We start from the raw sequence: 18,729 nt of genomic DNA, 5'->3' as shown, positions 1-18,729 counted from the left end.
AAAAAGCCACACAACATCATGGATATTAAAAAAGTATTAGTTGCCAACCGCGGAGAAATCGCCATACGTGTTTTTAGGGCATGTACCGAGATAAACTTAACAACCGTTGCCGTTTACACCTATGAAGACCGCTACTCACAACACCGCTACAAAGCCGACGAAGCCTACCAAATTGGCAAAGACGACGAACCGTTGAAACCCTATTTAAATGGGGATGAAATCATTGCTTTGGCAAAAGCAAAAGATGTCGATGCCATCCATCCGGGATACGGCTTTTTATCTGAAAACTCTGAATTTGCCCGTAAATGTGCCGAAGCGGGTGTAATTTTCATCGGTCCAGACCCAAAAGTAATGGATGCCTTAGGTGATAAAATCACAGCCAAAAAAATTGCTGAGAAGTGCAAGGTGCCAACCATTAAAAGCAACACGAAAGAACTTACCTCTTTAAAAATAGCGCTTTCTGAAGCTTCTGAAATTGGCTATCCGGTTATGTTGAAAGCTGCTTCGGGCGGCGGTGGCCGTGGGATGCGGATTATTAGAAATGACGACGATTTAAAAAACAATTTTGAGTCGGCTCAAAGCGAAGCCGGAAATGCTTTTGGCGACGATACCATGTTTTTAGAAAAATATGTGGAAGAGCCGAAGCACTTAGAAGTTCAAATCGTAGCCGACAACCACGGAAATATCCGCCATTTATACGAGCGGGATTGTTCGGTGCAACGCCGGCATCAAAAAGTAGTTGAAGTGGCACCTTCTTATAATGTTTCAGAAAAAGTAAAACAAGCGCTCTACAAATATGCAGTTTCCATTGCCGAAGAAGTAAGCTACAATAACGTAGGAACAGTTGAGTTTTTAGTCGATAAAAACGACAATGTCTTCTTTATTGAGGTAAACCCGCGTATTCAAGTGGAACACACCGTTACGGAAATGGTCACTGGAATCGATTTAATTAAATCCCAGATTTTTATCGCTGGCGGGTATAAACTTTCGGATAAGCAAATTAAAATTTACGATCAAGATTCACTTAAAACCTATGGTTTTGCCTTGCAGTGTCGATTGACAACGGAAGACCCAACCAACAACTTTACTCCAGATTATGGCACGATTACCACCTACCGAAGTGCTTCGGGGATGGGCATTCGCTTAGATGCCGGAAGTATTTATCAATCGTATAGTATTAGCCCTTTTTTCGACTCGATGCTGGTAAAAGTTTCGGCCCACGGCAGAACGTTGGACGGTGCGGTTCGAAAAATGGTTCGAGCTTTAAAAGAATTTAGAATTCGTGGTGTAAAAACCAATATTCACTTTCTTCAAAATGTCATTCAGCACGAGACGTTTAAAGAAGGAGCCGCGACGGTCAACTTTATCGGGAATACGCCTTCTTTGTTCGATGTAAAATTACCACAAGATAGAACGACAAAAATCACCAATTATTTAGGGGAAGTGATCGTCAATGGAAACCCAGATGTAAAGTTTATCGACGAAAATAAAAAATTCAGAAACCCTAAAATTCCTATTTATAGTCCTTCTGAAAAATTTCCAAAAGGCACAAAAGATATGCTTACCGAAATGGGCCCTGAAAAATTCTGTGCCTGGCTTAAGGATGAAAAGAAAATATATTATACCGATACGACCATCCGTGACGCCCACCAATCATTATTGGCAACACGTATGCGAACCTACGATATGCTAAAAGTGGCTGAAACCTACGCTAAAAACCACCCCAACACCTTTAGTATTGAAATGTGGGGCGGCGCTACCTTTGATGTCTGTATGCGGTTTTTAAACGAAAGCCCTTGGACTCGGTTACGCGAATTACGGGAGCGTATGCCGAATATCTTGTTTCAGATGTTGCTTCGGGGCAGCAACGGCGTAGGGTACAAAGCATACCCAGATAATTTAATTGAAAAATTTGTGGAAAAATCATGGGAAAACGGGGTCGATCTATTCAGGATATTCGATTCCTTAAACTGGGTAAAAGCGATGGAACCAAGCATTAACTATGTTCGAAACAAAACCGGTGGTATTGCAGAAGCAGCCATTAGCTATACAGGAGATATTTTGGACCACAAGGAAACCAAATACACCCTAAAATACTACACACAACTGGCAAAAGACTTGGAAAATGCCGGGGCGCATATGATTGCCATTAAAGATATGGCCGGTTTATTGAAACCATACGCTGCAACCGAATTGGTTTCGGCCTTAAAAGATACGCTGAACATCCCATTGCATTTGCATACACACGATACGTCTTCCATACAATCGGCCACCTATTTAAAAGCCATTGAAGCGGGTGTAGATGTTGTTGATGTGGCATTGGGCGGTTTATCTGGCTTAACATCGCAGCCTAATTTCAACTCAGTAGTCGAAATGATGAAACGTCACGAACGGGCACACGACTATGATATTAAAAAGCTGAATGAATTTTCCAATTATTGGGAAGATACCCGCGAAATGTATTATCCATTCGAGTCTGGTTTAAAAGCGGGAACGGCCGAAGTGTATCAACACGAAATCCCAGGCGGCCAATATTCCAATTTACGTCCGCAAGCCGAAGCATTGGGCCTGGCTGACCGGTTCCACGAAGTAACTAAAATGTATGAGCAGGTAAATGCCCTCTTCGGAAATTTGGTGAAAGTAACCCCAAGTAGTAAAGTGGTGGGTGATATGGCTATCTTTATGGTCACGAACGATCTAACGCCTGAGGATGTAATGGAGCGCGGCAATGAAATTTCGTTTCCGGAATCGGTTATCAATTTCTTTAAAGGCGATTTAGGGCAACCATTAGGAGGTTTCCCAAAAGAATTGCAAAAAATAATTCTAAGAAATACTGATCCCTACACTGATAGACCCAATGCGCATTTGGAGCCTATTGATTTTGATAAAGAATATGCTGAATTTAGAAAGAAATTTCAGAAAGGATTTAGCCGCCCAATTGAATTTGAAGACTTTCTGTCCTACAGCCTATACCCACGTGTTTTTGAACAAGCACACGAAAAATATAAGCTATACGGAAACTTAGCTATTCTTCCCACGAAAAACTTCTTCTACGGAATGAAACTACGCGAAGAAGCCATTATTGAACTGGAAGAAGGAAAAACCATCATTGTAAAACTGCTTTCGGTAGGAATACCAAATGATGAAGGGGTTCGTATTGTGTTCTTCTCGGTAAACGGGGAAAACCGTTTTGTGGAAATTAAAGACAAATCCATCAAGGTTGAAAAAGAAGTCCACATTCCAGCAGCCCCAGAAGATGCTAACCAATACGGTGCGCCGCTTCAAGGAATGCTCTATAAAATGTTGGTGAAAAAAGGACAAGAAATTGAAGCAAACGAACCGCTTTTTGTTATTGAAGCCATGAAAATGGAGACAACGGTAACAGCCAACAAAGCTGGGAAAGTAAAATCGATCACGTTAAAACCGGGAACCATGTTAATGAAAGGGGATTTAGTAGTGACGGTTGAGTGAGGTTGAAATTGAAGTCGAAATCGAAAAGTAAAGCTTGGATAGCTGGGTTTTACCAATAACGCATACTCAGCTCAAAACCCACAGCTCACAGCGAGGCGTTCTCACAACTCAACGCCAACAACCAACAAATAGACCAAGTAAAAGTCTTTTCGGTAAAAGGTGATTTGGTGCAACAAATTGAAGGGTTTGAAACTTCAAAAACAATCGATGTTTCACAATTATCGAGTGGTATGTATTATGTTCAATTTACAGCGGGCAAGCAGATTGCCACTAAGAAGTTTGTTAAAGAATAATTTTTCAATTCATAATTCTGAATTCTGAATTCTGTTGATAGGTCTTGCAGTCCTGAGAATTCGGGAGTCTTAAATACTACGTCTTTTTTCAGAAGAAAAATTAGTTCCCCACCCCTTGCTTTTCAAATAAATAACGTTACATTTGCACCCCGATTTATCCAAAAGAAGGAAATGTTTAACCTGACGGTAGGTGAATGCCGGCAGAAAAATCAATTAAAGTGGATACACTAAGTTATAAAACTATTTCAGCAAACAGCGCGACCGTAAACAAAGAATGGTTGCACGTAGATGCTGATGGACAGACGCTTGGACGCATGGCCAGCAAAGTAGCGAAATTGCTGCGTGGCAAGCACAAGCCTAATTTTACCCCTCATGTTGACTGTGGAGACAACGTGGTTATCACCAACGCCAGCAAAATTGTATTGACCGGGAACAAGTGGACCGATAAACAATACATTCGTCACACAGGTTATCCTGGTGGACAGCGCAGCTTAACAGCAGAAGAATTGTACGGCAAAGACCCAGCAAGAGTTGTGGAAAAAGCTGTCAAAGGTATGTTGCCAAAAAATAAATTGGGAGCAGAACTTTTCAGGAACCTGAAAGTATATGCCGGCGCAGAGCACGACCAAGAGGCACAAAAACCTAAAACCATTAACCTTAACGATATCAAGTAATGGAAGTTATTCACAAAATAGGAAGAAGAAAAACCGCTGTTGCGCGTGTGTACCTTTCTGACGGAAAAGGAAACATTACCGTTAACAAAAAAGATATGGAAACGTACTTCACCACAGGTACGCTACAATATAAAGTAAGGCAAGCTCTTATGTTGACCGAAAACGACAAAAACTTTGACGTGTCGGTAAACGTATTTGGAGGTGGCATTACCGGACAGGCAGAAGCCATCCGTTTGGCCCTTTCCAGAGCTATGTGCGAACTTAACGAAGAAAACAGAGGGATTCTTAAACCAGAAGGTTTATTGACAAGAGACCCAAGAATGGTAGAACGTAAGAAGTTTGGACAGAAGAAAGCACGTAAGAAGTTCCAATTCTCCAAACGTTAATCTTCGGCTACGCTCAGCAACCTTGTTTGTGAGCTTGTTGAAAAAACAGTTTACTTGCCGTGCCGCACTCGTTGCGGCACCGCTTTAAAAGCGGCCAGACAAGTACTTTTACATATCTATATAAATTTTTTATTAATTCGCTGTTATTCCGTATGTCGCGGAAGTTAGTTTAGCATCTAAACCAAGTCCTTTTTACAGGAAAGGTTGCTATCTAAACAGGAACGTAAACTAAAACAAAATGGCAGACAACAAAGAAGTTAAGTCGTTACTTGACGCAGGTGTACACTTTGGACACCTAACCCGTAAATGGAACCCGAACATGGCACCATATATCTATATGGAGCGCAACGGAATCCATATTATCAACCTTTACAAAACAGCTGCAAAACTGGAAGAAGCAAATGAAGCTTTGAAGAAAATTGCAGCCAGCGGAAGAAAAATCCTTTTCGTAGCTACTAAAAAACAAGCAAAGGACATCGTTTCAGAAAAAGCAAGCGATGCCAATATGCCCTACATTACAGAAAGATGGCCCGGTGGTATGCTTACCAATTTTGTAACAATTAGAAGAGCCGTTAAAAAAATGGCTTCTATTGACCGTATGAAACAAGATGGCACCTTCAACACCCTTTCCAAGAAAGAGCGTTTGCAAGTAAACCGTCTTCGTGCGAAGCTGGAAAAGAACTTAGGTTCCATTAGCGATATGAGCCGGCTTCCAGGTGCTTTGTTTGTTGTAGATACAACACGGGAGCACATTGCTGTAAAAGAAGCCCAGAAACTGAACATTCCAATTTTCGCAATGGTGGACACCAACAGTGATCCGCGTGAGATTGATTATGCTATCCCATCGAACGATGATGCATCCAAGTCTATCGAAAAAATCGTTGGTAAAGTTTCAGAAGCTATTATAGAAGGTCTTGCAGAACGCAAAGCCGGAAAAGAAAAGAGCGAAGAAGAAAAAGCCGCGAAAAAAGCCAAAAAGGAAGCGAAGAAAGCAGAAGAGGCCAAAGCAAAGAAGGCTGATAAAAAAGCAGACAAGGAAGTTCCTTCGGAAGACAAAGAAGATAAAAAAGCCATGAAAGAGGCCAAAAAGCCTGTAAAATTGGAGTCTAAAGAAGAAACTTTGGAGAAAGCAACCAAAGAAGAAGAGTAAAATAACCCATTGTTAATACAAATTTGCCGTTTGGTTATTTTCTTCATTGAAAATCAATTGAACGGCTTTTTTACTAATACATTAAAAACGTTATAAAGATGGCAAAAATAACCGCCGCAGAAGTAAATAAATTAAGAAAATCCACCGGTGCCGGGATGATGGACTGTAAAAAGGCCTTGGTCGAAGCCGATGGTGATTTTGACAAAGCAATCGAAATCCTTCGCAAAAAAGGACAAAAAATTGCTGCCAAAAGAGCCGACCGTGAGTCTGGCGAAGGGGCTGTAATCGCAAAAGTGAACGATGACAACAGCAAAGGCGTTATCGTTTCTTTGAACTGTGAAACAGACTTTGTGGCCAAGAACGACGGTTTTGTAAAATTGGCCAACGATTTTGCCGAACTGGCCTTGAACACATCCTCTAAAGATGAGTTTTTAGCTGCAGATTACAACGGCATCACTGTTCAGGAAAAATTGACCGAGCAAACCGGTGTTATTGGCGAGAAAATAGAAATCGGTGCTTTTAAAACTTTGGAAGCTCCGTTTGTAGGTTCGTACATCCACGCAGGGAACAGAATCGCCGTGTTGACCGGTCTTTCCAAAAAAGTGGACAACGCCGAAGAAGTTGCCAAAGATGTTTCTATGCAAGCCGCGGCAATGAACCCAGTAGCGTTGAACGAAGAAGGCGTAGATCAAGCTACCATCGATAAGGAAATCGAGATCGCCAAAGACCAATTGCGCCAAGAAGGCAAACCAGAAGACATGCTGGACAAAATTGCCCAAGGCAAGATAAAACGTTTCTTTAAAGACAATACATTGGTAAACCAAGCCTTTATCAAAGACAGCAAGCAGAGCGTTGCCCAATACGTGAAATCGTTTGGCGATGTAGAGGTTGTTGCTTTTGAGCGTGTTTCTTTAGACTAAGCACAACAACATATCATAATTAAAAAGAGGTTTCAGCAAGTTGCTGAAACCTCTTTTCTTTTATAGCTTCCTTTTCAAATTTTACAATCATCGGTTTATCCAAAAATTTAGTTTTAGGGCAGCTTCTTTCTCTAAGCAACCTCACAGATACTCCATAGATACCCCATAGATAGTTCATTGTTTTGTAAGAATTAGTTCTTTTTCCCACAAGATCTCTTCAAGGCAAAATATACTGTACCACTAAATGCTATTCTTTAATTATTTTCTTTGAAACGGTGTTCCCTCCTGAAGTAATAAAAACCACATACAAACCACTGCTCCAGGTTTCGGTATTGATTTCCATTTTTTGTGCTGTTGAAGTTTGCCGCACTACCTTCCGTCCAAGGATATCGTACACTTCAACCTTTTCAATGACCGATCCACTGGCTATAAACAAGGTTCCCGAAGTGGGGTTGGGATAAACAGATAACGCTTGAAACGCTTCGTCTTCGCTCCCCAAATCGGTGTTCACGCCAAAAATGGTTTCATAGACCGTACCGTAAAATTCGGCGGAAATAGTGTATACCCCGTCAGGCCACGTATTGTCCACCGGGAAAACCCATTCGGCATAAGCTCCGGTGTAGTTGGGCCAAGGGGAAGTAAAATCATAGTCGTACAATACCGATCCGTCGGGCTTGGTAACGGTTATATGGGTGTTATCGTCCGTGCTGATGTCCCGATAAAAAATACGGAAGACGACGTCCTCGCCAGGTTCAAAGTTCAGTTCTTCGTAGGTGTTTTCCACCACGCCGCATTCGGTATCAAAATTGGTGGAGTTATGGGTTGAAATATGATTGATTTCCGGCACAAAATAATCCGGTTGGTCCACCCACCAGCTAGAAGGGTTCATATCGTTGCAAGTGCCTTCATAGGGATCGATTAAATCTCCGTTGGCATCATACACCTCAAAATGCAAATGCGGGATGGTACTGCTGCCCGAACTTCCGGCAGCACCCAGGTATTCCCCAACTTCTACCGTATCGCCTATGTTTTTGGCTGTAATGGCACCGTCCTTAAAATGCCAATACCACGCTTGCGATCCATCTGGATGTTCAACGATAATACCGTTCCAGTTGGGGTTGCCGTTGTTGTCGCAGTTAAGGTCGAAGTTGCCGTCCCTTTTATCGATAATAATACCAGGTGCAGCGGCGATTACTTCCATGATTTCTTCTTGCATACGCTTCCAAGGATACGGCCACAGTACATAATCGGTGCCTTCGTGGTTACCGGTAACCCAATCGTAGGTGCGTTCGCCACAGTTGTAATCTTCTAAGTTTCCGTTGGGATTTAGGTCTTGATCCACTTGGTTGTTGATAATGTAATACCCATAGTCGTCAAAGTTGCTCTTGGCCTGTATCGGTAAAATAAATAACAGCGAGCCGCCCCTATGTTGAAAAGCACTTGGGGTTTTTTGCAGAATCGCTTGTTTGTTTTTTTCAATCGTTTGCCGCACTTCTTGCCGTTGTGCATCAGAAATACATTTCGTTTTTTCAATTTCGGCAGGAGTAAAAGAAAAATGTGAAGTGTTGGGTTGTTGCGCTGTTGCACCAATGGCAAGCAGGCAATAAAAAAAGAGTACTAGATGTTTCATAATAAGAAATGTTAAAGATTAATGAGCTGTTTTCTTTACATCGGGGTGGTTTAAAAATGTCATCATTGTTTCCATATTGTATGCAACGCCAACCTTTTAAATTTCTCAACACGGTACATAATTTTTCATTATTTTTGCACAGTAAAATACCACTATGCACTACAAACGGATCCTCTTAAAATTATCGGGCGAAGCCTTAATGGGAAAACGCCAATACGGGATAGACCCCGAACGCTTAAAGGAATACGCACAAGAAATAAAACAACTAACAGACAAAGGGGTTGAAGTGGCCATCGTTATTGGGGGCGGAAACATTTTTAGGGGTGTTGCCGGTGCCAGCCGCGGGATGGACCGTGTACAGGGTGACCATATGGGGATGCTTGCTACCGTAATCAACGGTCTGGCCTTGCAGAGTGCTTTGGAAGATGAAAACGTGCCCACCCGCTTGCAAAGCGCCGTGAAAATAAACGAAGTGGCCGAACCTTTTATACGCCGAAAGGCCATTCGCCATTTGGAAAAAGGACGCGTTGTGATTTTTGGTGGTGGCACCGGAAATCCGTATTTTACCACAGATAGCGCCGCGGTGTTACGTGCCATTGAAATTCACGCCGATGTTATTTTAAAAGGAACCCGGGTGGACGGCATTTACACCAGCGACCCCGAAAAGGACAAGGCCGCCGAAAAATACGATTACATCACCTTTGAAGATGTGCTGAAAAAAGGACTGAAAGTAATGGACACTACAGCCTTTACGTTGAGCCAAGAAAATAAACTGCCCATCATTGTTTTTGACATGAACACCAAAGGCAATTTGCTGAAAGTGGTTTCCGGCGAAAAAATTGGCACCAAAGTAAATTTATAGTTATTATAATTGTCTCTTTTGACGTATTTTTAAACAAAAAATAAAAATGGAAGACGAAATTGAATTTTTGATAGACGGCACCAAAGAAGCCATGGACAAAGCCGTTAAACACCTTGAGAAGCAATTGGCCAATATCCGTGCCGGTAAAGCCTCTCCCTCTATGGTAGGCAGTGTGGTGGTAGATTATTACGGTAGCCCTACCCCGCTCAATCAAGTGGCCAACGTAAACACGCCAGACGGAATGACCATTTCCATCCAGCCTTGGGAAAAATCGCTCATCCCTGAAATTGAAAAAGGCATTCAAGTGGCCAATCTTGGTTTCAACCCTCAAAACAATGGCGAAAGCGTTATTATAAACGTACCTCCTTTAACCGAAGAACGCCGTAAAGAATTGGCTAAACAGGCGAAAGCCGAAGCCGAGGAAGCAAAAGTCGTGGTGCGAAACGACCGTAAAAACGCTAATAACGATTTGAAAAAACTGGACATTTCAGAAGACTTACAAAAAAATTTAGAAGAAGAGATCCAAGAAATGACCGACAACCATATTGCGAAAATCGACCGGATTTTTGCCCAAAAGGAAAAAGAGATCATGACCGTTTAACCTGCGGTTTCGTTAAACAAAATAAAAAGAAGCGGCCATTATGCCGCTTTCTTTTTATTTTTAAAACTCTAACCCCGTATTCTCTGTATGCGCCACTATCTTTTTATCATCACGCTGTTACTCGCTTATGGTGTTGCTGCGCAAGAACCTGCCATAAAAACCGAAAAAGATACTACCGCCACCAAAAAAGAGGAAAAGAAAAATCCCTTCAATACCGGCTTTTACCCCATAGGTTTTTTTGATGTCGATCTTCGGTATCTAATTAAATACAACAATTACGAAAGCCTCCGTTTGGGCATAGGTGGGATTACCAACGACAGTCTTTTCGAAAACTATAAAATTGGCGGTTACGTGGCATACGGTTTTAAGGACCGCACGATTAAGTACAGTTTAGGCGGAAGTGCCCGCATTGACAAAGAAAACAAAACATGGCTCAACCTTTATTACGTGGATGATATCCGCGAGATAGGGACATTTCAGTATTTGACCGATGCCCGGGTGTATTCGGTATTCGAGCCCCGGCTGGTGAACGTAACCCAATTTTTCAAACACCGCACGTGGCAGGCGAATGTTCAGAGTGAATTTGACCCTAAAATATTATCAGAACTCCGCATCTCGCACAGCAACGTAGAACAAATTGAAGATTACACCTTTATAAATGAGGGAAAAACCTACGACGGCTACGAACTGGCTGAGATCACAGCTTCGGTAAGGATAAGTCCAAAAAAAGAGTTTATTACCACCAACGATGGTTTTGTAGAATATTTTGACGGCACCCCAAAGATAAGCGCACAGGTTACGCAAGGGTTAAAAGGTATAGCAGGCAGCGACTTTAACTACACAAAATTTGGCTTAAAACTCGATTATTACATAAAGCGCACCGATCTCTCGGCCACCAGTATTCTGTTGGAAGGCGATTATGCCATTGGCGATGCCCCGATCACTCATCTGTTTCACGCCTACCCCAACAGCCCGACCAAAAACACCATCCTGCAACGGTTTTCGGTTGCAGGACGTAAAAGTTTTGAAACGATGTACTTTGGCGAATTTTTCTCGTCCAAGCTCGCCACAATGCAAATAAAACACAGTTTGCGCCGGTTTTATTTTTCCGAGCGTTTTAAGCCCGAATTGGTGATCATTACCCGTCACGCCATCGGAAACATGGAAAACCCTCAAAAACACGCTGGTCTCAATTTTAAAACCTTGGACCAATTTTATTCCGAATCGGGGATTGAGCTCAACAAACTCCTTTTTGGTTTTGGCCTGAGCTTTGCGTATCGGTATGGATATTATCACTTGCCCGAATTTGAAGATAATATTTCGTTCAAATTTACCTTTTACGCTAAATTTTAAGCCATTAGTATTCGGCAAAACAATTTGATACATTTTGTAGCAACCCACTTTACCTTTATGAGAGGGATTTATACCTTTACGACTTGCTTTTTTAAGTCAGCTTTAAAAATAATACTATAACTTAATTGAAATAAGCAAAGGTCAATTTCGAATTTGTTATCGATTTAGTTTTACGTCCTGTGTCTATTAGTGCAACGGTCTTATGTCTTAGTCGGACACGACTAATTTTAAGCTGTAAAATTTGGCGCTAAACCCCCTGCTACTGCCTTATAATTTATACCTTTGCGCCTGCTAAAAAACAACAGGTTTGGACAAACTTTTCAGTATCGGGTTTTGGAGTGCCGTGGCACGGTTTATTTTACGCAACCGAACTTTTATTCTTATTGCCATAGCAGCAGCCACCGTATTTTTCGCGTTGCAATGGAAAAACATGCGCTTTACCTATACTGAAGCCAATTTATTGCCCGACGACCACGAAATCAACCTGAAATACAACGAATTCCTTTCAAAATTCGGCGAAGAAGGAAATTTGATCGTTTTGGGAATAAAGGATTCTGCACTTTTCACCCCTTCCCATTTTAACGCATGGGCTCAGCTTTCGGAAAAAATTGGCGAATATGACGAGGTAAGCCTTACTTTGTCCCTTGGCAACCTGCAAAAACTGAAACGTAAGGAAGACACCGTCGGGTTTCAAATGGTGCCTTTTATTGAAGATTCCATTACCTCTTCAGAAAAACTTCAGAAATACAAACACGAACTTTTCAATAACCTTCCTTTTTACAAGGGGTTGGTCTATAGTCCGAACAAACAGTCGGTCCGCACAGCGGTATATTTAAAAAAAGACATCGTAAATACCGCCGAACGGAAAGACTTCATCTTAAAAGACCTGATCCCGTTAATAGACCAGTTTGAAACGAAAACAGGGATTAAGGTGCATACCTCGGGCATGCCGTACATACGCACCTTAAATTCGCAAAACATCATTGACGAGATCGGGATGTTCATCGGGGCGGCTCTCTTGGTTACTTCGCTGATATTTTTCTTCTTCTTTCGTTCGGTTCGGGCGACCTTAATTTCTATGGTAACGGTCATAATCGGGGTTATGTGGTCGTTCGGTATATTAGGGCTGCTTCACTACGAAATCACGGTGCTCACGGCCTTGATTCCGCCGCTCATCATCGTCATTGGTATCCCCAACTGTATCTTTCTCATCAACAAATACCAACAGGAAATTAAACAGCACGGCAACCAGGCAAAATCATTGCAACGGGTTATCAGCAAAGTGGGCAACGCTACGTTAATGACTAACGTGACCACCGCTTCGGGTTTTGCCACTTTTATTTTGACCAACAGCAAATTGTTGAGCGAATTTGGTATCGTGGCTTCCATTAACATTATTGCCATTTTCCTGCTCAGTCTGTTTATTATCCCCATAGTGTACAGCTACATGGCCATCCCCAAGTACAAACATCTAAAACACTTGAACAAACGGTGGATCGGTACGTTTGTCAACTGGATGGAACGGATGGTAAAAGAGCATCGCATCGCTATTTTTATTGTTTCCATCGTGATGCTGTGTGTGAGCATTATTGGCATCTACACCATTAAAATTTCAGGAAGCATCATAGAAGACATGCCCAAAAAGACCGAGTTTTTCAAGGATATTCGTTTTTTTGAACAAGAATTTGAAGGCATCATGCCGTTGGAAATATTAATCGATACCAAACGCAAAAAAGGCGTGATGAAGTCTGCCACCTTAAAACGAATGGACGAACTGCAGACCTATATAGAAGAAGTACCTGAATTTTCCAAGCCGCTTTCGGTGGTTGAACTGGTTAAATATGCAAAACAGGCTTATTACAACAACAATCCAGAATATTACCAGTTGCCCAACAGCCAAGAACGCACGTTTATCCTTTCGCAGGCAAAAAGCAGTGCGGGCGATACCAATTTACTGGAAAGTTATGTAGATAGCACGGGACAGTTTGCCCGCATCACCACGTTTATAAAAGACACCGAAACCGAGCGTTACGAGCGTATTGAAGAGGATTTAAAAGCTGAAATCCACAAAATTTTCCCTCCGGAGCGTTATGATGTGACCCTTACCGGGAAAGCTTTGGTATTCCAAAAAGGGACCAAATACTTAATCCATAACTTGATCATTTCACTGTCGTTTGCCATTTTATTGATTGCCTTGTTTATGGCGTGGATGTTCCGCAGTTTTAAAATGATCTTGGTATCATTATTGCCCAACCTGCTTCCGTTGTTAGTAACGGCAGGTCTTATGGGCTTTTTGGGCGTGCCCATAAAACCATCGACCATTTTGGTGTTTAGTATTGCTTTTGGTATTTCGGTGGACGACACCATCCACTTTTTGGCAAAGTACCGGCAAGAACTCATCGCCAACAATTGGAAGATAAAAAAATCGGTCTATGCCGCATTGCGCGAAACGGGCGTGAGCATGTTCTACACCTCGATTGTACTGTTTTTTGGGTTTTCGGTATTTACCATTTCCAGTTTTGGCGGCACGGTGGCGTTGGGAGCATTGGTTTCGGTAACGTTAGTTTTTGCCATGTTGGCCAACTTATTGTTGCTGCCGGCCTTGTTGTTGTCGTTGGAAAAAGAAATCGCCAATAAAAAGACCTTTAAAAAACCCTCATTAAAGATTTTAACAGATGGAGAGGATGAAGACGAAGTGGAAGACTGAAATTGAAATTGAACCCTTTAAGGTACTTCAGAATATATTTTTCTGAAATTTATAGAAAAAGTATCTTTACCGCTTAAAAAAACAGCATTATGCAGCATACCGAAATCACTGAGTTATTGAAAACCGAGCCTTCCCTGCACGAAATCACCGTAAAAGGTTGGGTACGGGCTTTTAGGAGCAACCGTTTTATCGCTTTAAACGATGGTTCTACCATTAAAAACCTGCAATGTGTTGTTGATTTTGAGAATTTTGAAGAAGAAACATTGAAAAAAATCAATGTGGGCGCGGCCATTGAAGTAAGTGGCGTGTTAGTAGAAAGCCAAGGAAAAGGGCAGGCTGTTGAGGTACAGGTTTCTAAGATCACCATTTTGGGCGAAGCAGACCCAGAAGATGTTAAGCTCACCATCCTTTCGCCCAAACGGCATTCATTGGAAACCTTACGCGAACAAGCCCATTTGCGCGTGCGCACCAACACCTTTGGCGCGGTCATGCGAACCCGTTCTAAATTGGCCTTTGCCGTGCACGAATATTTTCAGAAAAATGGTTTCAATTACATGCACTCTCCCATTATCACCGGTAGCGATGCAGAGGGTGCTGGTGAAATGTTCCGGGTAAGCAATTTAGACCCAAAAAAACCACCGTTGGATGATGAGGGAAAAATAGATTATAAACAGGATTTCTTCGGAAAAGAGACAAACTTAACCGTAAGCGGACAATTGGAAGGCGAAACCTACGCCATGGGCTTGGGGAAAATATACACTTTTGGCCCCACGTTTAGAGCCGAAAACTCAAACACTTCACGTCATTTGGCCGAATTTTGGATGATTGAACCCGAAATGGCATTTTGCGATCTGGACGGCAACATGGATCTGGCCGAAGACTTTATAAAATACATTATAAAATATGCCTTAGAGCACTGTGCAGATGACCTGGAATTTCTGGAAAACCGGCTGTTGCAGGTTGAAAAAACCAAACCACAGGCTGAACGCAGCGAGATGGCACTTAGGGAAAAAATGAAGTTTGTACTGGAAAACAACTTTAAGCGAGTTACCTATACCGAGGCGATCGAGATCCTGAAAAACTCAAAGCCCAACAAAAAGAAAAAATTCAAATACATCATAGACGAGTGGGGCGCCGACCTGCAAAGCGAACACGAACGTTTTTTGGTGGAAAAACACTTTAAATGTCCCGTGATCCTCTTTGACTATCCGGCGAAAATCAAAGCTTTTTACATGCGCTTGAACGACGATGGTAAAACCGTTCGGGCAATGGACGTCTTGTTTCCCGGTATTGGAGAGATTGTAGGTGGTTCGCAGCGGGAAGAACGATATGATGTATTAAAGGAAAAAATGGAGTCTATGGGCATCGATGAAAAAGAACTTTGGTGGTACCTGGAGCTCCGTAAATTTGGCACATGCGTGCACAGCGGTTTTGGCCTTGGTTTTGAACGTATGGTGCAATTTGTAACCGGAATGGGCAATATACGTGATGTCATACCGTATCCGCGCACTCCCGGCAATGCTGAGTTTTAAGGAGTGATTGGTGTTCGGTGACCGGTGAAGGGTGAAGGGTGAAAGTAAAAAAAATATCCCCAATCCATTGATTCTATAAAAGAAGGTAAGTCATAATAACTTATAACAGCGTTCGTCTCTACAAAAAATATTCTGCGTTTTAAGCTTATTCATCAATGAGCCGAAAATTTCAGGAACAGTCATCACTGTCATCCAGCATCAAGCATACCTCAAAATTTCCCAATAGTTTATTAAATCCAGCCGCAATCCTGTTTTTGTAGCTGGATTTTTTTAACTTTATAAGTCAGATTATAATTTATGTTAAAGCAACAATTAAAGTTTAAACTATCCCAGAAGTTATCGCCTCAACAAATCCAGTTGATGAAGTTGATACAACTGCCCACACAGGCTTTTGAGCAGCGTATATCACAGGAAATGGAAGAAAACCCAGCTCTTGAAGGCGGAAAAGAAGAACGCGAGGAATACGAGGACGAATTTTCGGATACGTATGAAGACGAATACGAAGACGACGGTACCGAAGTGATCGAAACCGAAATAAACGTAGACGATTACTTAAGTGATGACGAAGTGCCTAGTTATAAACTCTCCTCCAACAATTACAGCGCAGACGATGAGGACAAGCAGATACCGTATGCTTCGGGGAAGTCGTTCAACCAATATTTATTGCAGCAACTAAACACCTACCGCTTGGACGAAGAAGAAATGCAAATCGCCAAATTCTTGGTGGGCAGCGTTGATGAAAGCGGCTACATTCGCCGAGAGATACTCGATATTGTGGACGATCTAGCTTTTACGCAAAACGTATATACCAGTGAAGAAAAAGTAGAGAGAGTGCTCAACATTGTGCAAGGTTTAGATCCCGCCGGTGTCGCCGCAAGAAGTTTGCAGGAGTGTTTATTGATTCAGTTAAAACGACGGGAAGAAACCCCACCGGTGGCTTTGGCCATCTCTATTCTGGATGAAGCATTTGACCAGTTCACGAAGAAACATTACAAAAAAATCCTTCAAAAATTTGATATTTCCGAAGACCAGCTACGTGATGCCATCCATGAAATCGAGAGCCTAAACCCCAAACCGGGCGGTAGCTATGCGGGCAACACCCGAATTGTGGAGCACGTAATCCCCGATTTTACCATAAAAATACGCGATGGGGAACTAGAGCTTACCTTAAACGGCCGAAATGCTCCTGAACTGCACGTATCCCGTGATTATACCAATATGCTGAAAGGGTATAAGGAATCTAAGAAAAAAACGAAAAAACAGAAAGATGCCGTGATGTTCATCAAGCAGAAACTGGATGCTGCCAAATGGTTCATAGAAGCCATTAAACAACGGCAACAAACACTTTTCGTAACTATGAGCAGCATTATGAACTACCAAAAAGATTACTTTTTAACGGGCGATGAACGCAAGTTGCGGCCTATGATTTTAAAAGACATCGCCGATGAAATAGATATGGACGTATCAACCGTTTCCCGCGTGGCCAACAGTAAATACGTGGATACGCCTTACGGAACGTTCTTGATAAAAGAATTTTTCAGCGAATCCATGAAAAACGACCAAGGGGAAGACGTTTCTACCCGCGAGATAAAGAAAATCCTTGAAATTACCGTTCAGGAAGAGGACAAAAAGAAGCCGCTAACGGACGATAAACTAGCGAAAGTACTCAAAGACAAAGGCTACCCCATTGCGCGCCGTACCATTGCAAAATACAGGGAACAACTGGATATTCCCGTGGCTCGTTTACGAAAAGAAATTTAATGGATCGCTTTTTACGTCTTGGCGCTTATGTGCTGCATCCATTATGGATGCCTACTTTAGGCACTATTCTATATTTTGTTTTTACGCCCCGCTATGTTGATTTGGATTTGATGCGCTCCAAACTCTTTGCCGTGGCCATCATCACGCTATTTGTACCTATTATTGTCTTTTTCTTATTGCGGAATTTGGGAATCATCAACTCCATGCACTTAAAAACCGCCAAAGAACGTAAAATCCCATTAATGATTCAATGCATTTTGCTGTTGGTAATCATTAAACTGGTGTTCGATGCCTACGACAGTCCAGAACTCTATTATTTTTTTGTAGGCATTCTCTTTTCTACTATTTCCGCTTTGGTGATGGTTATGCTCAAGGTTAAAGTAAGTCTGCACCAAATAGGAATAGCGGGCATCACCACCTTTGTCTTCTTAATGAGCATACATTTTAAAGTAAATGTGCTACCCTGGATAAGTGCATTCTTCTTTTTCAACGGGTGGGTGGCTTCTTCGCGTTTGCACACCACTTCCCACAATTATGCTGAACTCATTATAGGCTTGTTCATAGGATTGATCCCGCAATTGATCATGGTCAACTTTTGGTTATAGGATGTAGAAGATCAGCCCTAACTTAATAGCCTTAAAATCTACGGTTTGGCCAGTGTTGGTAGTGGCATCGGTAAAAAAAGGGTTGATGCTATATGATGCGTAAAAATTAAAGGTATTGTACCCAAAGCTCAGATTTGCCGAAAAACGAAGATTGTTGAATTCAGGTATATCGGTTTGCACCACTTTGTTATTGGGTTGCTTAAAAGTTGCTTTGTACCAATAAACATAGCCCATCTTAAATCCAGCATAGATACGCCAAAATTTATAGCTCTCAGCAGTTGAAGTGCGCCACCTGAACTGTACCGGAACTTCTAAAGCAGCCATGCTGAAACGGTTTTGATCAAACGTCACCTCATCGTTCAACACTTTGAATATGGTGGTTTGGTCAAGCTTTTCCCCTATGAAAAGGTTTTGGCCAAATTGATCAAAAGCCAAGCCGGCACCAATAGCAATGGCCACATTGCGCCTTTTGTTGATGGGCATGTCCCTGAAATACCCAAGTTGCAGCCCACCTGAAAGTCCCCTTGAGTTAACCCCTCTGGGCACGCTGGAAATAATATTGTAATTAAGCCCAATATAAAATTGATCTTCACGATACCTAGTGTCGACCAAAGTGTCGCTATGCGTTTCTGTTTGTTGGCAAATCGCAGGTATAGCGCAAATAAGGCTAATTAATATCATTATGGTTTTTGAGCAATCCATCATTTGTTAAAGATAGGCCTAATTTTAAAAAATAGAAATAAAAAAGCCTTGACCGAAACGATCAAGGCTGCTATTTTTATTA

16 protein-coding genes are annotated in these 18,729 nt (G+C 42.0%); 13 read left to right on the top strand and 3 right to left on the bottom strand.

What is annotated here, in order from left to right:
- Positions 1-18: 18 nt before the first annotated feature.
- The 6 genes from DDV96_RS10845 to tsf all read left to right on the top strand — a co-directional run bounded on the left by DDV96_RS10845 (position 19) and on the right by tsf (position 6,894).
- A complete protein-coding gene (locus DDV96_RS10845; protein ID WP_116694789.1) occupies positions 19-3,471 on the top strand; it encodes a pyruvate carboxylase in 3,453 nt (1,150 codons plus the stop codon).
- A gap of 62 nt (positions 3,472-3,533) precedes the next feature.
- Positions 3,534-3,764, top strand: a complete 231-nt coding sequence (locus tag DDV96_RS16200; RefSeq protein ID WP_116694788.1) for a T9SS type A sorting domain-containing protein — start codon at positions 3,534-3,536, stop codon at positions 3,762-3,764.
- A 218-nt stretch (positions 3,765-3,982) separates the two neighbouring features.
- Complete coding sequence (rplM, locus tag DDV96_RS10835; RefSeq protein WP_116694847.1) at positions 3,983-4,438, top strand: 50S ribosomal protein L13; 456 nt, start codon at positions 3,983-3,985, stop codon at positions 4,436-4,438.
- Positions 4,438-4,824, top strand: coding sequence for a 30S ribosomal protein S9 (rpsI, locus tag DDV96_RS10830; protein WP_116694787.1), 387 nt, complete (start codon positions 4,438-4,440; stop codon positions 4,822-4,824). The genes rplM and rpsI overlap by 1 nt, the downstream gene beginning before the upstream one ends.
- 238 nt (positions 4,825-5,062) lie before the next feature.
- The gene (gene rpsB, locus DDV96_RS10825) at positions 5,063-5,974 is read left to right on the top strand and encodes a 30S ribosomal protein S2 (protein ID WP_116694786.1); all 912 of its coding nucleotides are present in this window, start codon (positions 5,063-5,065) and stop codon (positions 5,972-5,974) included.
- A gap of 98 nt (positions 5,975-6,072) precedes the next feature.
- Entirely contained in the window at positions 6,073-6,894 is an 822-nt protein-coding gene (tsf, locus tag DDV96_RS10820; RefSeq protein ID WP_116694785.1) for a translation elongation factor Ts, read from the top strand.
- A 19-nt stretch (positions 6,895-6,913) separates the two neighbouring features.
- Here the strand turns inward: tsf and DDV96_RS15855 are convergent, their stop codons facing one another.
- The gene (locus tag DDV96_RS15855) at positions 6,914-7,072 is read right to left on the bottom strand and encodes a hypothetical protein (protein ID WP_165806005.1); all 159 of its coding nucleotides are present in this window, start codon (positions 7,070-7,072) and stop codon (positions 6,914-6,916) included.
- 69 nt (positions 7,073-7,141) lie between these two features.
- Positions 7,142-8,524, bottom strand: a complete 1,383-nt coding sequence (locus DDV96_RS10815) for a T9SS type A sorting domain-containing protein (protein ID WP_116694784.1) — start codon at positions 8,522-8,524, stop codon at positions 7,142-7,144.
- Between the two features lie 154 nt (positions 8,525-8,678).
- Between DDV96_RS10815 and pyrH the strand changes: the two genes are divergently transcribed.
- The 7 genes from pyrH (at position 8,679) to DDV96_RS10780 (ending at position 17,945) form a co-directional block, all read left to right on the top strand.
- A complete protein-coding gene (gene pyrH / locus DDV96_RS10810) occupies positions 8,679-9,386 on the top strand; it encodes a UMP kinase (RefSeq protein ID WP_116694783.1) in 708 nt (235 codons plus the stop codon).
- A 46-nt stretch (positions 9,387-9,432) separates the two neighbouring features.
- Positions 9,433-9,987 carry a ribosome recycling factor gene (gene frr / locus DDV96_RS10805; RefSeq protein ID WP_116694782.1) on the top strand — a complete coding sequence of 185 codons (555 nt, stop codon included), beginning with the start codon at positions 9,433-9,435 and terminating at the stop codon, positions 9,985-9,987.
- Between the two features lie 87 nt (positions 9,988-10,074).
- Positions 10,075-11,340, top strand: coding sequence for a DUF5686 family protein (locus DDV96_RS10800; RefSeq protein WP_116694781.1), 1,266 nt, complete (start codon positions 10,075-10,077; stop codon positions 11,338-11,340).
- 307 nt (positions 11,341-11,647) lie between these two features.
- Positions 11,648-14,047 carry an efflux RND transporter permease subunit gene (locus DDV96_RS10795; protein ID WP_116694780.1) on the top strand — a complete coding sequence of 800 codons (2,400 nt, stop codon included), beginning with the start codon at positions 11,648-11,650 and terminating at the stop codon, positions 14,045-14,047.
- Between the two features lie 89 nt (positions 14,048-14,136).
- Complete coding sequence (gene asnS, locus DDV96_RS10790; protein ID WP_116694779.1) at positions 14,137-15,579, top strand: asparagine--tRNA ligase; 1,443 nt, start codon at positions 14,137-14,139, stop codon at positions 15,577-15,579.
- Between the two features lie 297 nt (positions 15,580-15,876).
- The gene (gene rpoN / locus DDV96_RS10785; protein WP_116694778.1) at positions 15,877-17,340 is read left to right on the top strand and encodes an RNA polymerase factor sigma-54; all 1,464 of its coding nucleotides are present in this window, start codon (positions 15,877-15,879) and stop codon (positions 17,338-17,340) included.
- On the top strand, positions 17,340-17,945 hold the full coding sequence (locus tag DDV96_RS10780) for a hypothetical protein (RefSeq protein WP_116694777.1): 606 nt from the start codon (positions 17,340-17,342) through the stop codon (positions 17,943-17,945). The genes rpoN and DDV96_RS10780 overlap by 1 nt, the downstream gene beginning before the upstream one ends.
- Here the strand turns inward: DDV96_RS10780 and DDV96_RS10775 are convergent.
- Complete coding sequence (locus DDV96_RS10775) at positions 17,940-18,626, bottom strand: porin family protein (protein WP_116694846.1); 687 nt, start codon at positions 18,624-18,626, stop codon at positions 17,940-17,942. The two genes, DDV96_RS10780 and DDV96_RS10775, sit on opposite strands and share 6 nt — an antisense overlap.
- Positions 18,627-18,729: the final 103 nt, after the last annotated feature.

Source organism: Marixanthomonas spongiae (assembly GCF_003095375.1).
GTDB lineage: Bacteria > Bacteroidota > Bacteroidia > Flavobacteriales > Flavobacteriaceae > Marixanthomonas > Marixanthomonas spongiae.
Note: the sequence above shows the minus strand (reverse complement) of the source record. Positions and strands in the feature narration are given on the sequence as shown.

Bases quoted from the DNA above. Each gene is read 5' to 3' on its own strand.
- DDV96_RS10845 (WP_116694789.1), top strand. From the start codon at position 19: ATGGATATTAAAAAAGTATTAGTTGCCAACCGCGGAGAAATCGCCATA.
- rpsI (WP_116694787.1), top strand. From the start codon at position 4,438: ATGGAAGTTATTCACAAAATAGGAAGAAGAAAAACCGCTGTTGCGCGT.
- rpsB (WP_116694786.1), top strand. From the start codon at position 5,063: ATGGCAGACAACAAAGAAGTTAAGTCGTTACTTGACGCAGGTGTACAC.
- tsf (WP_116694785.1), top strand. From the start codon at position 6,073: ATGGCAAAAATAACCGCCGCAGAAGTAAATAAATTAAGAAAATCCACC.
- DDV96_RS15855 (WP_165806005.1), bottom strand. From the start codon at position 7,072: ATGAACTATCTATGGGGTATCTATGGAGTATCTGTGAGGTTGCTTAGA.
- DDV96_RS10815 (WP_116694784.1), bottom strand. From the start codon at position 8,524: ATGAAACATCTAGTACTCTTTTTTTATTGCCTGCTTGCCATTGGTGCA.
- pyrH (WP_116694783.1), top strand. From the start codon at position 8,679: ATGCACTACAAACGGATCCTCTTAAAATTATCGGGCGAAGCCTTAATG.
- frr (WP_116694782.1), top strand. From the start codon at position 9,433: ATGGAAGACGAAATTGAATTTTTGATAGACGGCACCAAAGAAGCCATG.
- DDV96_RS10800 (WP_116694781.1), top strand. From the start codon at position 10,075: ATGCGCCACTATCTTTTTATCATCACGCTGTTACTCGCTTATGGTGTT.
- asnS (WP_116694779.1), top strand. From the start codon at position 14,137: ATGCAGCATACCGAAATCACTGAGTTATTGAAAACCGAGCCTTCCCTG.
- rpoN (WP_116694778.1), top strand. From the start codon at position 15,877: ATGTTAAAGCAACAATTAAAGTTTAAACTATCCCAGAAGTTATCGCCT.
- DDV96_RS10780 (WP_116694777.1), top strand. From the start codon at position 17,340: ATGGATCGCTTTTTACGTCTTGGCGCTTATGTGCTGCATCCATTATGG.
- DDV96_RS10775 (WP_116694846.1), bottom strand. From the start codon at position 18,626: ATGATATTAATTAGCCTTATTTGCGCTATACCTGCGATTTGCCAACAA.